At 70.0% G+C, this 14,997-nt stretch carries 12 protein-coding genes and 1 riboswitch; of the genes, 4 read left to right on the top strand and 8 right to left on the bottom strand.

The features are described from left to right. Positions 1-172: 172 nt before the first annotated feature. The 3 genes from DMX10_RS15695 to DMX10_RS32805 all read left to right on the top strand — a co-directional run bounded on the left by DMX10_RS15695 (position 173) and on the right by DMX10_RS32805 (position 3,655). A complete protein-coding gene (locus tag DMX10_RS15695; RefSeq protein ID WP_043243419.1) occupies positions 173-1,567 on the top strand; it encodes an MFS transporter in 1,395 nt (464 codons plus the stop codon). Between the two features lie 9 nt (positions 1,568-1,576). Beyond that, positions 1,577-2,074 carry a single-stranded DNA-binding protein gene (locus DMX10_RS15690; protein WP_021219615.1) on the top strand — a complete coding sequence of 166 codons (498 nt, stop codon included), beginning with the start codon at positions 1,577-1,579 and terminating at the stop codon, positions 2,072-2,074. A 246-nt stretch (positions 2,075-2,320) separates the two neighbouring features. Then, positions 2,321-3,655 (top strand): hypothetical protein, encoded by a 1,335-nt coding sequence (locus DMX10_RS32805; protein ID WP_158545608.1) that lies wholly within the window; start codon positions 2,321-2,323, stop codon positions 3,653-3,655. On the opposite strand, the gene DMX10_RS15680 is transcribed toward DMX10_RS32805, so the two are convergent. From DMX10_RS15680 to cobG, 8 genes are all read right to left on the bottom strand, one after another. After that, the gene (locus tag DMX10_RS15680; RefSeq protein ID WP_111261945.1) at positions 3,643-4,854 is read right to left on the bottom strand and encodes a PepSY domain-containing protein; all 1,212 of its coding nucleotides are present in this window, start codon (positions 4,852-4,854) and stop codon (positions 3,643-3,645) included. The two genes, DMX10_RS32805 and DMX10_RS15680, sit on opposite strands and share 13 nt — an antisense overlap. 69 nt (positions 4,855-4,923) lie before the next feature. Continuing rightward, on the bottom strand, positions 4,924-7,332 hold the full coding sequence (locus DMX10_RS15675) for a TonB-dependent siderophore receptor (RefSeq protein WP_111261944.1): 2,409 nt from the start codon (positions 7,330-7,332) through the stop codon (positions 4,924-4,926). 80 nt (positions 7,333-7,412) lie between these two features. Next, on the bottom strand, positions 7,413-8,396 hold the full coding sequence (locus tag DMX10_RS15670) for a FecR domain-containing protein (protein ID WP_111261943.1): 984 nt from the start codon (positions 8,394-8,396) through the stop codon (positions 7,413-7,415). After that, positions 8,393-8,893, bottom strand: coding sequence for a sigma-70 family RNA polymerase sigma factor (locus DMX10_RS15665; protein WP_111261942.1), 501 nt, complete (start codon positions 8,891-8,893; stop codon positions 8,393-8,395). Before DMX10_RS15665 ends, DMX10_RS15670 begins: the two co-directional genes overlap by 4 nt. Before the next feature lie 150 nt (positions 8,894-9,043). Then, the gene (gene cobJ, locus DMX10_RS15660; protein ID WP_111261941.1) at positions 9,044-10,699 is read right to left on the bottom strand and encodes a precorrin-3B C(17)-methyltransferase; all 1,656 of its coding nucleotides are present in this window, start codon (positions 10,697-10,699) and stop codon (positions 9,044-9,046) included. Next, positions 10,699-11,460: a precorrin-2 C(20)-methyltransferase gene (locus DMX10_RS15655; RefSeq protein WP_111261940.1), complete on the bottom strand. Its 762-nt coding sequence runs from the start codon at positions 11,458-11,460 to the stop codon at positions 10,699-10,701. The genes cobJ and DMX10_RS15655 overlap by 1 nt, the downstream gene beginning before the upstream one ends. After that, a complete protein-coding gene (locus DMX10_RS15650; protein ID WP_111261939.1) occupies positions 11,460-12,086 on the bottom strand; it encodes a precorrin-8X methylmutase in 627 nt (208 codons plus the stop codon). Before DMX10_RS15650 ends, DMX10_RS15655 begins: the two co-directional genes overlap by 1 nt. Then, positions 12,083-13,432: a precorrin-3B synthase gene (gene cobG / locus DMX10_RS15645; protein ID WP_178082963.1), complete on the bottom strand. Its 1,350-nt coding sequence runs from the start codon at positions 13,430-13,432 to the stop codon at positions 12,083-12,085. The genes DMX10_RS15650 and cobG overlap by 4 nt, the downstream gene beginning before the upstream one ends. A 75-nt stretch (positions 13,433-13,507) precedes the next feature. Next, a riboswitch (cobalamin riboswitch) is annotated at positions 13,508-13,698 on the bottom strand. An 81-nt stretch (positions 13,699-13,779) separates the two neighbouring features. Here cobG and cbiE point away from each other — a divergent pair. Continuing rightward, positions 13,780-14,985: a precorrin-6y C5,15-methyltransferase (decarboxylating) subunit CbiE gene (cbiE, locus tag DMX10_RS15640; protein WP_111261937.1), complete on the top strand. Its 1,206-nt coding sequence runs from the start codon at positions 13,780-13,782 to the stop codon at positions 14,983-14,985. Positions 14,986-14,997: the final 12 nt, after the last annotated feature.

Genomic DNA, 14,997 nt, shown 5'->3' with positions numbered 1-14,997 from the left:
ACGGGGCGCGCCTAGCCTGCGGCAAAGGCGCGCGACTGTGCTGTAGACCATCGGGACTGTTAGAATGCGCGACATTTTTTGGCGCCGGCACAGGCCGTGCACCCAGGGTCGGGTGCGTGCGCCGCCGAGGGGCACGACGCATTTCCCCGTATCCGTTTCCCATGAGGAATCTATGCACGACTCCCATTCCGAACGCATGAGCGGCCGCGAGACCCGAGCGGCCAGCGGCCTCGCCCTGGTGTTCGCCTTCCGCATGCTCGGCATGTTCATGGTGCTGCCGGTTCTGGCCACCTACGGGCAGGACCTGGCCGGCGCGACCCCCGCGCTGATCGGCCTGGCCATCGGCGCCTACGGCCTGACCCAGGCGGTGCTGCAGATCCCCTTCGGCATCGTTTCCGATCGCATCGGTCGCCTGCCCGTCATCTACATCGGCCTGCTGATCTTCGCTGCCGGCGCGGTGCTCGCCGCCAACGCCGACTCCATCTGGGGCGTGATCGCCGGCCGCGTGCTGCAGGGGGCCGGGGCGATCTCCGCCGCCGTCATGGCGCTGCTCTCCGACCTCACCCGCGAGCAGCACCGCACCAAGGCCATGGCCATGATCGGCATGAGCATCGGCGTCTCCTTCGCCGTCGCCATGGTCGTCGGCCCGCTGGTCACGCGTGCCTTCGGCCTCTCCGGCCTGTTCTGGGTGACCGCCGTGATGGCCCTGGTGGGCATCGTCATCATCGCCCTGGTGGTGCCGCGCGCCGACCACCCGCTGCAGCACCGCGAATCCGGCGTCGCCCGCCAGGCACTGCTGCCCACCCTCAAGCACCCCGACCTGCTGCGCCTGGACTTCGGCATCCTCGCCCTGCACGCCGTGCTCATGGCCAGCTTCGTCGCCCTGCCGCTGGCGCTGGTGGAGAAGGCCGGCCTGCCCAAGGAACAGCACTGGTGGGTCTACCTCACCGCGTTGCTGGTGGGCTTCTTCGGCATGGTGCCCTTCATCATCTACGCCGAGAAAAAGCGCCGGATGAAGCGCGTGCTGCTCGGGGCCGTCAGCGTGCTCCTGGCCTGCGAACTGTACTTCTGGGCCTTCGGCGACACCCTCCAGGCGCTGGTCATCGGCACCATCGTCTTCTTCACCGCCTTCAACCTGCTGGAAGCCTCGCTGCCGTCGCTGATCAGCAAGGTCGCCCCGGCTGGCGGCAAGGGCACCGCGATGGGCGTCTACTCCACCAGCCAGTTCCTCGGCGCGGCCCTCGGCGGCATCCTCGGTGGCTTCATGTTCCAGCACGGCGGCCTGTCCGTCGTGTTCATCGGATGTGCCGCCATCTGTGCGATTTGGCTCGCCATTGCTGTTACTATGCGCGAGCCTCCGTATGTCACCAGCCTGCGCCTGCCCCTCTCAGCAGCGGCCCTCGGCGATGCCGGGCTGGTGGCGCGATTGCTGGCAACGCCCGGAGTGGCCGATGCCGTAGTGGTGGCCGAAGAAGGCGCCATCTATATCAAGTTGGATACCGAACAATTGGACCGCACGTCCCTGGAGCGCCTGATCAACGCGGCGCCCGAACGTGCTGAAGCCTAGGAGAACGTTATGGCCCGTGGGGTTAACAAAGTCATTCTGGTTGGCAACGTCGGCGGCGATCCCGAAGTCCGCTACATGCCCAACGGCAACGCCGTGACCAACGTCACCCTGGCCACCAGCGAAAGCTGGAAGGACAAGCAGACCGGCCAGCAGCAGGAACGCACCGAATGGCACCGCGTGGTGTTCTTCGGCCGCCTCGCCGAGATCGCCGGCGAATACCTGCGCAAGGGCTCGCAAGTCTATGTCGAAGGCACCCTGCGCACCCGCGAATGGGAAAAGGACGGCGTCAAGCGCTACACCACCGAGATCGTCGTCGACATCAACGGCCAGATGCAGCTGCTCGGCGGTCGTCCCGGCAACGATGGCGACTCCGCCCCGCGTGCCCCGCGCCCGCAGCGTGAGCCGCAACAGTCCGCCCCGCGCGAACAACAGCAGCGCCCGGCTCCCCAGCCCGCCGCCCAGCCGGCCCCGGACTACGACAGCTTCGACGACGACATCCCGTTCTGATTCGAGCCGTCCGGCACAGACAAAGGCGCAGCCCCCCGGCTGCGCCTTTTTCGTTTCGGGAGGAGGAAAGCGGCACCCGGCGACCCGGTTATCCACAGCCGGCCTTCACCTGTCGGATCAGCCTGCAGCCCGCGTGGGGCGGGACTTTGTGAACGCAACATCACATTCAGCCCGGGCTCTGGACGCTGGAAAACCGCCTCTATAGGCTTGCCCACCATTCCATCGACCGCCCTCCCGGAACCCACCATGCAACTCAATGGACTGACCGCCGTTCTGCTGCTGGCCGGCCTGCCCCTGTGCAGCATCGCCAGCCCCTACCAGACCCTCGCCCGTGACGCGGAAAGCAGTGCCCGCTGGGGCTTGCTCGGCAGTGCCGCCGAGCAGTACCGCGCCATCCTCGCCGACCCGGGCCTGAGCGCCAGCCACCCCCGCGCGCGCCTGGCCCTGGCCAAGGTCCATGCCGACGCCCTCGACTACCCGGCCGCCAAGGCCGAACTGGCGCGGCTCAAGCAGGACGCCCCCGACTCCGCGGAGGCCAGGGAAGGCGCCAAGCTGGCCAAGCGCATCGCCAGGAAGCTCAAGACCCACACCTTCGGCGGCCGCGTCGCCGTGGCCCGGGTGCATGACACCGACACCGCCAACGCCAGCGCCGGCATGACCCAGGACCCCTCGTTCGATGACGAGGACGACGAAGACGAAGGCATGGACGACATGGCCTTCGAGGACGACGACAGCCTCGACGACCTGCTCGACGACATCGACCTGGACGAGGACGACCTGGATGACGACGGCGAGGAAGACGACGACACCGCGCCCACCCCGGTCGCCAAGCCCAAGTCCACCGTCCACGACAACCGCTGGCAGGCCGCCGGCAGCCTGCGCTACGGCTACGGCTTCGACGACCGTGGCAGCCGCTGGAACCTCGGCGCCAACATCGCCCAGGCCCGCCAGGACGACCGCGGCGAACTCAACCGGCAGACCTGGGCAGTCTCCACCGGCCCCAGCTTCGTCATCCCGGCCTGGCGCCTGAAGCTCAACGCCGCCGTCACCTACCTGCAGCTGTACAAGGACCACCAGTACGACCTCTCCAGCACCATCTGGTCCCTGGGCGCCAGCCACAAGCTGAATCGCGTGCTGGAGCTGTACACCCGTTACAACTACGAGAACCGTGGCCTGGAGAACGACAGCCCGCTGGACATCGACGTCGATACCTTCAAGGTCGGCACCCGCTTCAAGCCCACCGGCAAGGACAGCTTCGACCTCAGCTACTCGCCCAAGGTGGAAGACAACGACACGCGCAACAAAGACAAGGAGCAGGAGGGCTGGAAGATCAGCTACGCCCGCAAGCTGCCCTGGGACAGCTTCGCCAGCGTCGCCTACAGCCGCCGTCACACCGACTTCGAGCACGACCCCTCCGGCAAGGAAGAGGACGAGACCAAGCACGTCGTCACCCTCGGTCACACGCTCACCAAGGGCCTGGTGATGACCCTCAGCTACGAGCACAAGGACAAGGACTCCAACCTGCCCGGTCGTGACAAGAACAACGAAAGCACCGCCCTCGGCCTGAGCTATAAGTTCTGACCGAAAGCGGCTCGCCGCCCCTCGCGGGCGCGGGCCGCACTGGCGCGCCGGGCCTGCCGCTTGCGCCACCAGATGACCACGCCGGTGACGCTCAGCCCGGCGATGGCCAGCCCCAGCAGCGCGATCACGATGCGCCCCGGCAACCCCGCGATGCGCCCGCCGTGGATTGGTGCCTGCAGCCGGTAGAAGCGTTCACCCGGCGTGCCGCGCCCGGCGATCTCCTCGCCGATCAGGCGCCCGTCGGTGCCATGGAAGAACAGCCAGGACTTGTCCAGTGGGTTGGCATCGTGGCCCCCGAAACCGGCGCCGAAGAAGTTGTACTCGACGCTGTAGTACAGCTCGCCGATCTCCCCCTCGATGCCCAGCCGCTCACCTTCCGCCTGCGCCAGCCGGTAGATGCGCTGGTAATCCATCTGTGTCTCGCCCAGCTGTTCGCGGGGCATCTGGCTGCGCCGGTGGTAGGTGCTCGGCGGCGCGTCCGAGAACAGCGACACCACCGGCTTGAACACCGGCTCCGGCAGGTTCATCGCCACGCTGCTCACCGCCACCGGCAGGAGCAGCAGCCACAGCCAGAGCCCACCGGCCCGGTGCAGGTCGAGGTTGCGCCGGTAGCGGCTGGCACCGCGTTTGAGCGTCCAGGCCGTCCACCACTTCTTCAGGAAGGGCCGGCCACGGGGCAGCGTCAGCCAGGCGCCAGCGAAGCAGTCGATGACCCAGAGGATCGCCACCAACCCCATCAGGATCAGCCCCCAGTTGCCCGGCAGCGCCAGGGTGTAGTGGAACTCCAGCAGGAAGGGGATGAGGTTCTGCGCCTGCAGGCAGCACGCCCCCCACTGGCGCATGCCCAGCTCGGCGCCGCTCACCGGGTCCAGGTAGATCACCCGGTGGTGCAAGTCGTAGGGCGCGCCGGTGGCCGGGTCGGTACGAGGCACCGCCGCCATCAGCGCGGCGTGGCCGGCTTCGTCCGGCACCTCCATGTACCAGACCTGCAGGCGCGGCTCGGCCTGCTCGATGCGCTGCACCAGCTCGCCCGGCGACAGCAGCGGCCCCCGTGCGGGTGCGTGGTAGAAGGCCGGGTTCAGCCATTCATCGATCTCGTGCTGGAAGGCCAGCAGGCTGCCGGTGAGCCCGGCGAGGGCGAGGAACAGCGCGGTGGCCAGGCCGAGGTAGCGGTGCAGCAGGACGATAAGGGGGCGCATGGGCGCTCTCCTGTGGATAAGTCTGTCACGCACATGAACGAGGCCGCCCCGGCCCCGTCCAGGCACCGGTCAGAACTGGTAGCTGAGGGTGGCGGTGACGTTGCGCTGCTCGCCGAAGTAGCAGTAATCCAGGCTGTAGCAGGAGGCGATGTAGTCCTCGTCCAGCAGGTTGTTGGCGTTCAGGCTGATGTCCATGCCCGCCAGCCCCACCTTGCCCAGGTCATAGCCCACCAGCGCATCGATCAGGGTGTAGGAGGGCACGTGCAGGGTGTTGGCCCGGTCCGCCCAGCTCTGGCCGACGTAGCGCGCGCCGAGGCCGGTGCGCAGGCCGTCCAGGGCGCCGGCGTCGAAGCCGTACTCGCCCCAGATGGACGCCATATGGCGCGGCGCCTGGTTCGGCGTGTTGCCCTGGGTGCCGTCCAGCGACCTGGAGTAGGTGATGTCGGTGAAGGTGTAGCTGGCCAGCACCTTGAGGTTCCTGGTCACCTGGGTGTTGGCCTCCAGTTCCAGGCCCTGGGAGCGCACCTCGCCCACCGGGGTGTACCAATCCTGCTGCGGCAGCTTGGAGGCGACGTTCTGCTGGACGATGTGGAACAGCGAGGCGGTGTACAGGCTGTCGCTGCCCACCGGCTGGAACTTCACCCCGGCCTCCCACTGCGTGCCCTCGGTGGGTTCCAGCGGCTTGCCGGCCTGGTCCGAATAGGCGTTGGGGTTGAAGGATTCGGAATAGCTGATGTACGGCGCCACGCCGTTGTCGAACAGGTACAGCGCGCCGAGGCGGCCGGTGAACTTGCTGCGGCGCTCGTCCGACTTGCTGCCGGCGGTCAGGTTCTTGTCCGAGACCTCCACCCAGTCCTCGCGCAGGCCGATGGAGAAGCGCCACTGGTTCAGGTCGATCAGGTCCTGCAGGTAGAGGCCGGTCTGCTCCAGGCGGCGGTCGTGCTCCACCTGGCCGTAGCCCACCAGGGCATCGTTGCCATACACCGGGTCGAAGGCATCGATCGGGGCGAGGGCGGCGGTGCCCCATTCCACGTTGGTCTTGCGGTTCTGGTAGTCCAGGCCCATCAGCAGGGTGTGACGCAAGGCGCCGGTGTCGAATTCGGCCTGGACCATGTTGTCGACGATGTAGGCCTTCAGGTCTTCGGTGGCATCGGTGTAGTAGCGGTTCAGCTCGGTGGGCGAGGCCCAGCCGTAGGCGTACGCCTGCTGCATGCTCACGTCGGAGCTGAGGTAGCGGAAGCTCTGGCGCGCGGTCCAGACGTCGTCGAAACGGTGCTCCAGCTGATAGCCGAACATGCGCTGGGTGCGGTCGAAGGCTTCCAGGCTCGGTTCGCCGTCGAAGAAGTCGCGGCCGATGCGCTGGCCGCCACGCTGGTACAGGGTGCCCTCGGCCGGCACGCCGCCGTGGTAGCCGCCGTTCGGGTCGTGCTGCAGGTAGCTCTGCAGGGTCAGGCTGGTGTCTTCGCTGAAGTCGATGGAAAGGGTCGGCGCGATGGCATAGCGCTCCTCCTTGATGGAGTCGAACTGGGTGTCCGACCCCTCGCCCAGGCCCACCACGCGGTAGGCGATGCGTTTGTCCTCGTCCAGCGGGCCGCTGAAATCGAAGCCCGCGCCCTTCTGGCCCATGTTGCCCACGCTGGCCTGCACCTGGTGGTAGTCCTCGTAGAGCGGCTTCTTGCTGGTCAGCGCCACCAGGCCGCCCGGCAGGCTGCGGCCGTAGAGCACCGAGGACGGCCCCTTGAGCACGTCGATGCGCTCGAGGAAGTACGGGTCCACCTGCAGCGAGCTGTAGGTGCCGCTGTCGCCCATGGTCTTCAGGCCATCCAGGAAGACGTTGTCCACGCTGTTGTCGGCGAAGCCGCGCATCACGATGTAGTCGTAGCGGTTCGAGGCGCCCACCTGGCCGGTGAAGATGCCGGGGGTGTAGCGCACCGCCTGCTGCACGCTCTTCGAGCCCTGGTCGTCGATCTGCTCGCGGGTCACCACCGAGACGCTCTGCGAGGTTTCCAGCAGCGCCTTGCTGGTCTTGGTGGCGATCTGGCTGTGGGTGGCCAGGTAGCCTTCCTCGCTGCCCAGCGCATTGCCCAGGGCGAACACCTGGGTCGACGGCACCTCCAGCGCGCCCTGGGTCTTCACCTCGCGCAGCACGTAGCTGCCATCGCCCAGGCTCTCGGCCTGCAACGGCGTGTCGCCGAGCAGGCGGCCCAGCGCGCCGTCCACCGACCAGGCGCCGTTCAAGCCCGGGGATCGCAGGCCACGGGTCTGCTCCGGGGTGGCGGAGAGGTTGATCCCGGCTTCGCGGGCGAAGCGGTTGAGCACCTCGTCCAGCGGTCCGGCGGGGATGGCGTAGCTGCGGCTGGCGGCGCTCGTGGCGTCCTCGGCGAAGGCCGGTGCGCCCGGCAGCGTGGCCGCCAGCGCAGCGGAAAGCAGGGCGCCGCGTACGGCAAGGGCGAGGCGGGAGGCGCGAGGTGCGGTCATGAAGGCTTCCGTGAAAGGCAAAAGTTAATGGGATTCATTCCCTTTGCCGGACGTTGCGGAAAAACCCGCCAAAAAAGATTTCAGGCCCTGGCCTGCACCGTCACCCACCAGCGGGTGCGGTAGTGCACCTCCACCGGCAGCGTGCGGGTCAGGAGCTCCAGCAGCTTGTCGGTGTCGTCCAGGCGGTACACGCCGGAAAGGCGCAGGTCGGCGATGGCCTCGCTGCAGGCCAGGCGGCCGTTGCGGTAGCGCGAGATTTCGGCGAGGAAGTCGGCCAGGCGCATGCCACGGGTGACGATCAACCCGTCGGCCCAGGCGGCTGCGTCCATGTCCGGCGCCTCCAGCGCGCGTGCGGCGTACTCGCCGACTTCGAAGCGCTGGCCGGCACCGGCCACTGCAGCGCCGGCACCGGCCAGCGGGGCGATGCTCACCGTGCCCTCGGCGACGCTCAGGCGGGTGGCGGCCTGCTCCTGGCGCACCACGAAGCGGCCACCCAGGCTCTCGAACAGGCCATGGCGGGTGCGCACGCGCAGGGGGCGCGAGATGCCCGTCGTGGCGTCAGGGCCGCTGTCGACGAGGATCTCGCCACGCTCCAGGAGCACCAGGCGCTGATGCTCGTCGAAGCGCACATCCACCGCGCTGTCGGTGTTCAGGTGCAGTTGCGTGCCATCGGCCAGCGCCACGTGGCGGCGCTCGCCGACGGCGGTGCCGTAGTCGGCGCCCAGGCGCGGCCAGGGCGTCAGGTCGCGGGCCAGCCACAGGGCGGAACCGCTGACCATGGCCGCCGACAGCAGCTTCAGGGCCTGGCGGCGGCGCAGGCGCTGGGCCGAGGTTTCCAGGGTCTGCATCAGCGTGCCGGCGCCGGGCACGGCTTTCAGCGAGCTGGACAGTTCGTCGTCCAGCACCTGCACGCGCTGCCAGGCCTGTTCATGGTCCTGGTGAGCGGCGCGCCAGTGGTCGCAGGCGCGCTGCAGCTCGGCATCACCGCTGGCGGAGCGCAGGCGCACCAGCCAGTGGATGGCCTGGCGCACCACCTGCGCATCGGTCTGGGGCGAGGCGCTCATTCGGCGAAGCGCAGCTGGTAGCAATGGAACAGGGCGTCGGCGACATGGCGCTCCACCGAACGCAGGGAGATGCCCATGCGCTCGGCCACCTGCACATGGGTCAGCCCCTCGCACTGGGCCAGCAGGAAGGCGGTGCGCACCTTCGGCTTCAGGCCATCGAGCAGGCGCGCGATGCGCTCCAGCAGCTCGAGGATCTGCTCGCGCTCCTCCAGGCTCGGCGTCTGCGCCTCCGGCAGGTGGGCGAGGGATTCCAGGTAGGCCCGTTCCAGCTCCTCGCGGCGCCAGTGGTCGATCACCAGCCCCCGCGCGACGGTGCGCAGGAAGGCGCGTGGCGTGGCGATCTCCAGCTGCTCGCGGCGGGCGAGCAGGCGCAGGAAGGTGTCCTGGGCCAGGTCGGCGGCATCGGCGGCGTTGCCGAGGCGGCCGCGCAGCCAGTTCTTCAGCCAGCCGTGATGGTCGCTGTAGAGGCGTTGCACACTGAGATGGGGAGACGACATGGGGTCACCGAAGAATCGGTAGCAAATGAAAATTAATCGCATTTTCTTGATGCGCGAAGGGATTTGCAACGTTGGCGTGCAGGAAAAGGGCGGCCGGTCATGTCGAACCGTCCGCCCTTGCTTCGCGTCCTGCCAGGTGCTGGTGCCGCCTCAGCGATACCAGCGCGGGGTGTACACCCAGTCCGGGCCGTCGGGGCGGGGAATGCGCCGGGTCAGTGACGAGCCGATGATCACCAGGGTGCGCATGTCCACCTGTTCCGGGCGCAGCTCGCCGAGGCTGGTGAGCGTCAGCGCCTCGGCCGGGCGACCGATGTCGCGGCCCAGCACCACCACCGTTTCCGGGCGGCGGTGGCGGGCGACGATTTCCAGGGCGCGGGCCAGCTGCCAGGGGCGGGCCCTGGAGATGGGGTTGTAGAAGGCCATGGCCAGGTCGGCGGCGCCGGCGTGGTCGAGGCGCTGCTCGATCACCTCCCAGGGCTTGAGGTTGTCCGAGAGCGAGATCAGGCAGAAGTCATGGCCCAGGGGCGCACCGGCCTTGGCGGCGGTGGCCAGGGCGGCGGAGACGCCGGGGAACACCTGCAGCTCTACCTGCAGCCAGCGCGGGTCGCGGTTGTCGTCCAGGGCTTCGAGCACGGCGGCGGCCATGGCGAACACCCCAGGGTCACCCGAGGACACCACCACCACCCGGCGCCCGCTGGCGGCCAGCTCGAAGGCGTGGCGGGCGCGTTGCAGCTCCTCGCGGTTGTCGGTGCAGTGCAGCACCTGCTCCGGGCGGAAGGGCCCGGCCATGCGGATGTAGGTCTCGTAGCCCAGCAGGTCCTCGGCCTCGTCCAGGGCGCGGCGCGTGGCCGGGACCATGAACTCGGCGGCGCCCGGACCCAGGCCCACCACCGTGAGGCGGCCACGGCGCTGGCCGACGCGCTCCACCTCCAGCGGCTGCGCGGCGCGGTACAGGCGGATGCCGGAAAGGTGCTGGTGCAGGGGCGGCAGCGCCTTCTCGTCGATCACGAAGCGCAGCGGCACGCCGAGTTCCTCGGCGCTGGCGGCCAGCGTGGCGTCGGCCATGCGTTCGGGGGCGGCCAGCAGGCAGGCGAGGGCGCCACCGGCCAGCCCGGCGGTTGCCAGGGCCTGGCGCACGCCGGCTGCATCCGCATCACCGTCGATGCGCGCGGCCACCACGCGGGGGTGGATCAGCAGCTCGTCGCGGGCTTCCACGCGCTGCTCGGCGGTGACATGGATGACCCGCCGGGCCTGTTCCGCCAGGGGCAGGTTCGCCGCCTCCAGCCAGGGTGCCTCGCCCTCGACGCGGACGGGCTCGCCACCCAGCAGGTCGGAGACGAAGCGCTTGCCCTGCTCGATATCGGCCAGGGCATAGCCGGCTGGCGGTTCCAGCAGGCAGGTGCCGAAACGCAGTTCGCCGCTGGTGGTGATGGCCGGGGCCACCTCCAGTTGCGCGGCGATCTCGCGGGCCATGCGGTTGACCCCACCGAGCCCGCCCAGCAGCGGCACCACGGCGCTGCCGTCCTCGGCCACCGCCAGCACCGGCGGCTCGGCGCCCTTGCTGGCCAGTTGCGCGGCGAGGCTGCGGATGAGGATGCCGGCCGCGCACAGGGCGATGATCGGCCTGTCGTCGCGGTAGAGCCCGCGCAAGGTCTCGCCGAACTCGGCATAGGTCGCGTCGGCACCCTCGACGCGCCCGGCCAGGCCGAGCACGCGGGCCTGTGGATAAAGCGCCTGGATGCGCCGGGCGACGGGCAGGCCGCCCTGGCCGAGCAGCAGGATGGCCGGGGCCTTGCGTGGGTCCATCAGCCTCTCCACTTCTGGCCGGGGACCAGGATCATCGAGAAGTAGGGCGAGGCCATCGGGTCCACCTCGTGCAGCGGCACGATGCGCTGGTTGCTCATGGTGGCGCGCTCCACGTAATGGGCGCGGCCGTCCAGGCCCAGCTCGCCGAGCACCCGGCGCACCTTGTCGAAGTTGCGCCCGAGCTTCATCACCACCGCCGCTTCGGCGTCCGCCAGGCGCGCTTTCAGTTCATCCTCCGGCAGCACGCCGGAGAGCACCGAAAGGCTCTGGTTGCGGTACACCAGCGGCACGCCGAGCACCGCGGCGCTGCCCAGCATGGAGCACACGCCCGGCACCACCTCGGCTTCGTAGCGCCCGGCCAGGCGGTCGTGCAGGTACATGTAGGAGCCGTAGAAGAACGGGTCGCCCTCGCAGATCACCGCCACGTCGCGCCCGGCATCCAGGTGCTGGGCGACCTGCTGGGCGGCGGTGTCGTAGAAGTCGCTGATCACATCCTCGTAGGACAGCGGCGGCTCCAGCTTCTCGGTGGTCACCGGGTAGACCAGGGGCATGCGCAGCTGCGACGCCACCAGGTGCTGCTCGATGATGCCGAAGGCATTGCCGCCCTGGCCCAGGTTGGCCTTCGCCTTGGCCACGAAGTAGCCGACCACGGGGGCCGACTGCAGCAGGCGCAGGGCCTTGAGGGTGATGAGCTCGGGGTCGCCGGGGCCCACGCCCAGGCCGATCAGCCGGCCCTTGCCGGAATGTTCCTGCGCACCCATCACTCCACCTCCGTGGCCAGGGCGTTGATCGCCGCTGCGGCCATCGCGCTGCCGCCACGGCGACCACGCACGATCACGTAGGGCACGCCACGGCTGTCGGCGGCGAGCATGTCCTTGGATTCCGCCGCGCCGACGAAGCCCACCGGGAAGCCGAGGATCAGCGCCGGCCTCGGCGCGCCGGCATCGAGCATCTCCAGCAGGTAGAAGAGCGCGGTGGGCGCGTTGCCGATCACCACCACGCTGCCTTCCAGGTGTTCGCGCCAGTGTTCCAGTGCCACCGCCGAACGGGTGTTGCCCAGTTCGCGGGCCAGCTCCGGCACGCCGGCATCGTTGAGGGTGCAGATGACCTTGTTGTCCGCCGGCAGGCGCGCGCGGGTCACGCCCTCGGCCACCATGCGTGCATCGCAGAGAATCGGCGCGCCTGCGGCGATGGCGGCGCGGCCGGCGGCTCCGGCACCGGGGGAGAAGCGCAGGTCCTGCACCACGTCGACCATGCCGCAGGCGTGGATCACGCGCACGGCGAGCTTCTCCAGGTCCGGCGGGATGGCGGAGAGGTCCGCCTCGGCGCGGATGATGGAGAAGGAGTGGCGATAGATCTCCTGACCATCGCGGATGTAATCGATCATTCGGTGGAGCTCCAGCTGTCAGGCGTGGCGGCCAGCCAGGCGGCCGCCGCGTGTATGTCCAGGTCGCGCGCCAGCGGGCGGCCGAAGCCACCGGCGCCGTCGTCGCGTCGATAGAGGTCGTAGTGGCCGTCGCCCGTGGCCAGCAGCGTCAGCGGCGCCACATGGGCGGCGGCGCAGGAGCGCGGGCAGCCGCACAGGTGCACCCGCGCGCCGTCGGGCAGTGTGGCGGCGAGTGTCAGGGCGTCGGCCTTGGTGTCGGCCAGGCCCTTGGCGCAGCCGGCCGACCCGGTGCAGGCCTGGAGGCGCGCCAGCGGCGCGTCGGCCTCGGTGCACAGGCCCAGGGCCGCGAGCCCGGCCAGCAGCGGGGCGGTTTCCCGCTCCGGCACGTTGGGCAGCAGCACGGATTGCCAGGGCGTCATGTGCAGGCTGCCGTCGCCGTGGCGCCGGGCCAGTTCGGCGATGGCCAGCAACTGGCCGGCCTGCAGGCGCCCCAGGGGCGGGAGGGCGCCGACCAGCCACAGCCCGGCCTGCGCCTGCGGCAGCACGCCGATGGGGCGCAGGTCGGTGGCGACGCGGCGCCAGCCAGCCGCGTCCTGCAGGGTAAAGGGCAGGCGCTGGCGCAGTTCGGCCAGCAACTGGCCGGCACCCAGGCTGCCGAGCAGGTCGCGCATGCGGGCCTGCTGCGGCGCGGCCCGTTCGAGGAAGAGCTCCAGCAGCGCTTCCACCAGGGCCGGCACCTGGGCGCCGGGCACCGCCGCCAGGGCGGGCGCGTCGCTGGCCTCGCGGGGTGGGCAGCCGGCCAGGCCGAAGGCGAACAGGCCGTCCTTGCCGGGCTCCATGGCGGCCAGCCAGATGTCGTTGGGGTGGTCGAGCATCGCCAGGGCCTCGCCGCCGTCCAGCAGCAGGGCGAACTTGGGCGAGAGCACGTGGAAGCGCGGGTTGTCCTCCAGCAGGGCCAGCAGGCGCGTGGCCAGTGGGCGGACGTCCTGCAGCGCGCTCGGGTCGAGCCCGGCGGCGGGGCTGACCATCAGGTTGCGTACATCGTCCGCACCCGGCGTCGCAGCGCCCAGGCCGATGGCCAGCAGCTCGGCGATCAGCGCCTGTTCGCGGCCCGGATGCACGCCGCGGATCTGCAGGTTGGCGCGGTTGGTGGCCTCCAGCACGCCGCCGGAATGGCCGTGGGCGGCCAGCGCCAGGGCCTCGGCGGCACCGGCTTGCAGGCGGCCGCAGGGCAGCTTGATGCGGCAGATGCCGCCGTCCTTGGCCGGGACGATGCGCAGCAGCCCCGGGCAGGCCGAGGGGCGGACGGATGGAGCGCTGGAGGGAGCGTGGTTCACCGTGGTCACCGGGTCAGTTGCCGCGGCGACCGTGTCCCCCCGCAAGGGAACCCTGGCACCGAGACACCCCGCTCGATGCGTGCACACGCGACTGGTGTCACCGGCAGGTCTCCTGGCTGGCAGGTCGGTATCCGTCGCGGCCTTCCCGGTTTCCCAGTGGCACGGATCGCGAGGACTCGCTGCATACAGTTGCGGGGGCAGCCACGGCTTTGACCGTGTTCCCTCTTAGGCCGGGCGCAGTGGGCGCTCCGGCAACCGGTGAAGGGCGCTATTATGCCCGCTTTGCGCGGCTGTGGGATGCGGCTGGTTGTCGGATGCCCAACGGACGCGGCACGGTCGGATACGAGGAAAACTGCATGCAGCCCTGGCTGACGCTGGTGGGGATAGGCGAGGACGGCTACGCCGGCCTGGGCAAGGCTGCGCGCCATGCCCTGCTGGCCGCCGAGGAGGTGGTGGGGGCGCCGCGCCAGCTGGAATTGCTGCCCCGCTGCATCCGCGCCCGGCGCAGTACCTGGCCCAGCCCCTTCTCCCTGGAGCCGCTGCTGCAACGCCGTGGCGCGCCGCTCTGCGTGCTGGCCAGCGGTGACCCGATGCTGTTCGGCGTCGGTGCCAGTCTCGCGCGGCAACTGCCCGCCGAGGAGCTGCGCGTGCTGCCGGCCCCCTCATCCGCTTCCCTGGCCGCAGCGCGCCTGGGCTGGCCGTTGCAGGACACCACGCTGGTCTCCCTGGTGGCGCGCCCGTTGGCGGCGCTCAACCTCCATGTGCATGACGGCGCCCGCCTGCTGGTGCTGAGCAACGATGGCGAAAGCCCCGCTGCCATCGCCGCGCTGCTGGACGAGCGCGGCTTCGGCTCCAGCGCCATCACTGTGCTGGAGCACCTGGGCGGCCCGGCCGAACGGCGCATCGACGGTGTCGCCGGGGACTGGTCCGCCACCCGGGTCGAGGCCCTCAACCTGGTCGCCATCGACTGCCGTGCCGGCGAGCAGGCCCGGCGCCTGCCGCTGACCTGCGGCCTGCCCGACGACGCCTATCGCCATGACGGCCAGCTGACCAAGCGCGACGTGCGCGCCATCACCCTTGCGCGCCTGGCGCCGCAGCCGGGGCAGCTGCTCTGGGACGTGGGCGCCGGCAGTGGCTCCATCGGCATCGAATGGATGCGCGCCCATCCCACCTGCCGTGCCATCGCCATCGAGGCCGACGAAGGCCGCCAGGCGCATATCCGCCATAACCGCGACGCCCTCGGCGTGCCCGGCCTGCAACTGGTGGCCGGCCAGGCTCCCGCCGCACTCGCTGGCCTGCCCGCGCCGGATGCGGTGTTCATCGGCGGCGGCGTCACCGAGCCCGGCGTGCTGGAGCAGTGCTGGGACCGGCTCAGGCCCGGCGGCCGCCTGGTGGCCAACGCCGTGACCCTGCAGAGCGAGGCGGTGCTGGTGGCCTTCCGCGACGCCCATGGCGGCGAGCTGACCCGCATCGCCATCGCCCAGGCCCAGCCCCTGGGTGGCTTCGATACCTGGCGCTCGGCCTTGCCGATCACCCTCCTCGAGGTGGTGAAGCATGCGTAGGTGGGTGCCGAG

This window comes from Pseudomonas sp. 57B-090624, assembly GCF_003234055.1.
Lineage (GTDB): Bacteria > Pseudomonadota > Gammaproteobacteria > Pseudomonadales > Pseudomonadaceae > Metapseudomonas > Metapseudomonas tohonis.
The sequence above is the reverse complement of the archived record's forward strand: the minus strand, read 5'-3'. Positions and strand labels throughout refer to the sequence as shown.

What these genes read in the sequence shown, in the direction of transcription:
- DMX10_RS15650 (WP_111261939.1), bottom strand. Translation starts at nt 12,086, where the DNA reads ATGATCGATTACATCCGCGATGGTCAGGAGATCTATCGCCACTCCTTC.
- DMX10_RS15675 (WP_111261944.1), bottom strand. Translation starts at nt 7,332, where the DNA reads ATGACCGCACCTCGCGCCTCCCGCCTCGCCCTTGCCGTACGCGGCGCC.
- DMX10_RS15655 (WP_111261940.1), bottom strand. Translation starts at nt 11,460, where the DNA reads ATGGGTGCGCAGGAACATTCCGGCAAGGGCCGGCTGATCGGCCTGGGC.
- DMX10_RS32805 (WP_158545608.1), top strand. Translation starts at nt 2,321, where the DNA reads ATGCAACTCAATGGACTGACCGCCGTTCTGCTGCTGGCCGGCCTGCCC.
- DMX10_RS15665 (WP_111261942.1), bottom strand. Translation starts at nt 8,893, where the DNA reads ATGTCGTCTCCCCATCTCAGTGTGCAACGCCTCTACAGCGACCATCAC.
- DMX10_RS15695 (WP_043243419.1), top strand. Translation starts at nt 173, where the DNA reads ATGCACGACTCCCATTCCGAACGCATGAGCGGCCGCGAGACCCGAGCG.
- DMX10_RS15690 (WP_021219615.1), top strand. Translation starts at nt 1,577, where the DNA reads ATGGCCCGTGGGGTTAACAAAGTCATTCTGGTTGGCAACGTCGGCGGC.
- DMX10_RS15670 (WP_111261943.1), bottom strand. Translation starts at nt 8,396, where the DNA reads ATGAGCGCCTCGCCCCAGACCGATGCGCAGGTGGTGCGCCAGGCCATC.
- cobJ (WP_111261941.1), bottom strand. Translation starts at nt 10,699, where the DNA reads ATGGACCCACGCAAGGCCCCGGCCATCCTGCTGCTCGGCCAGGGCGGC.
- DMX10_RS15680 (WP_111261945.1), bottom strand. Translation starts at nt 4,854, where the DNA reads ATGCGCCCCCTTATCGTCCTGCTGCACCGCTACCTCGGCCTGGCCACC.
- cbiE (WP_111261937.1), top strand. Translation starts at nt 13,780, where the DNA reads ATGCAGCCCTGGCTGACGCTGGTGGGGATAGGCGAGGACGGCTACGCC.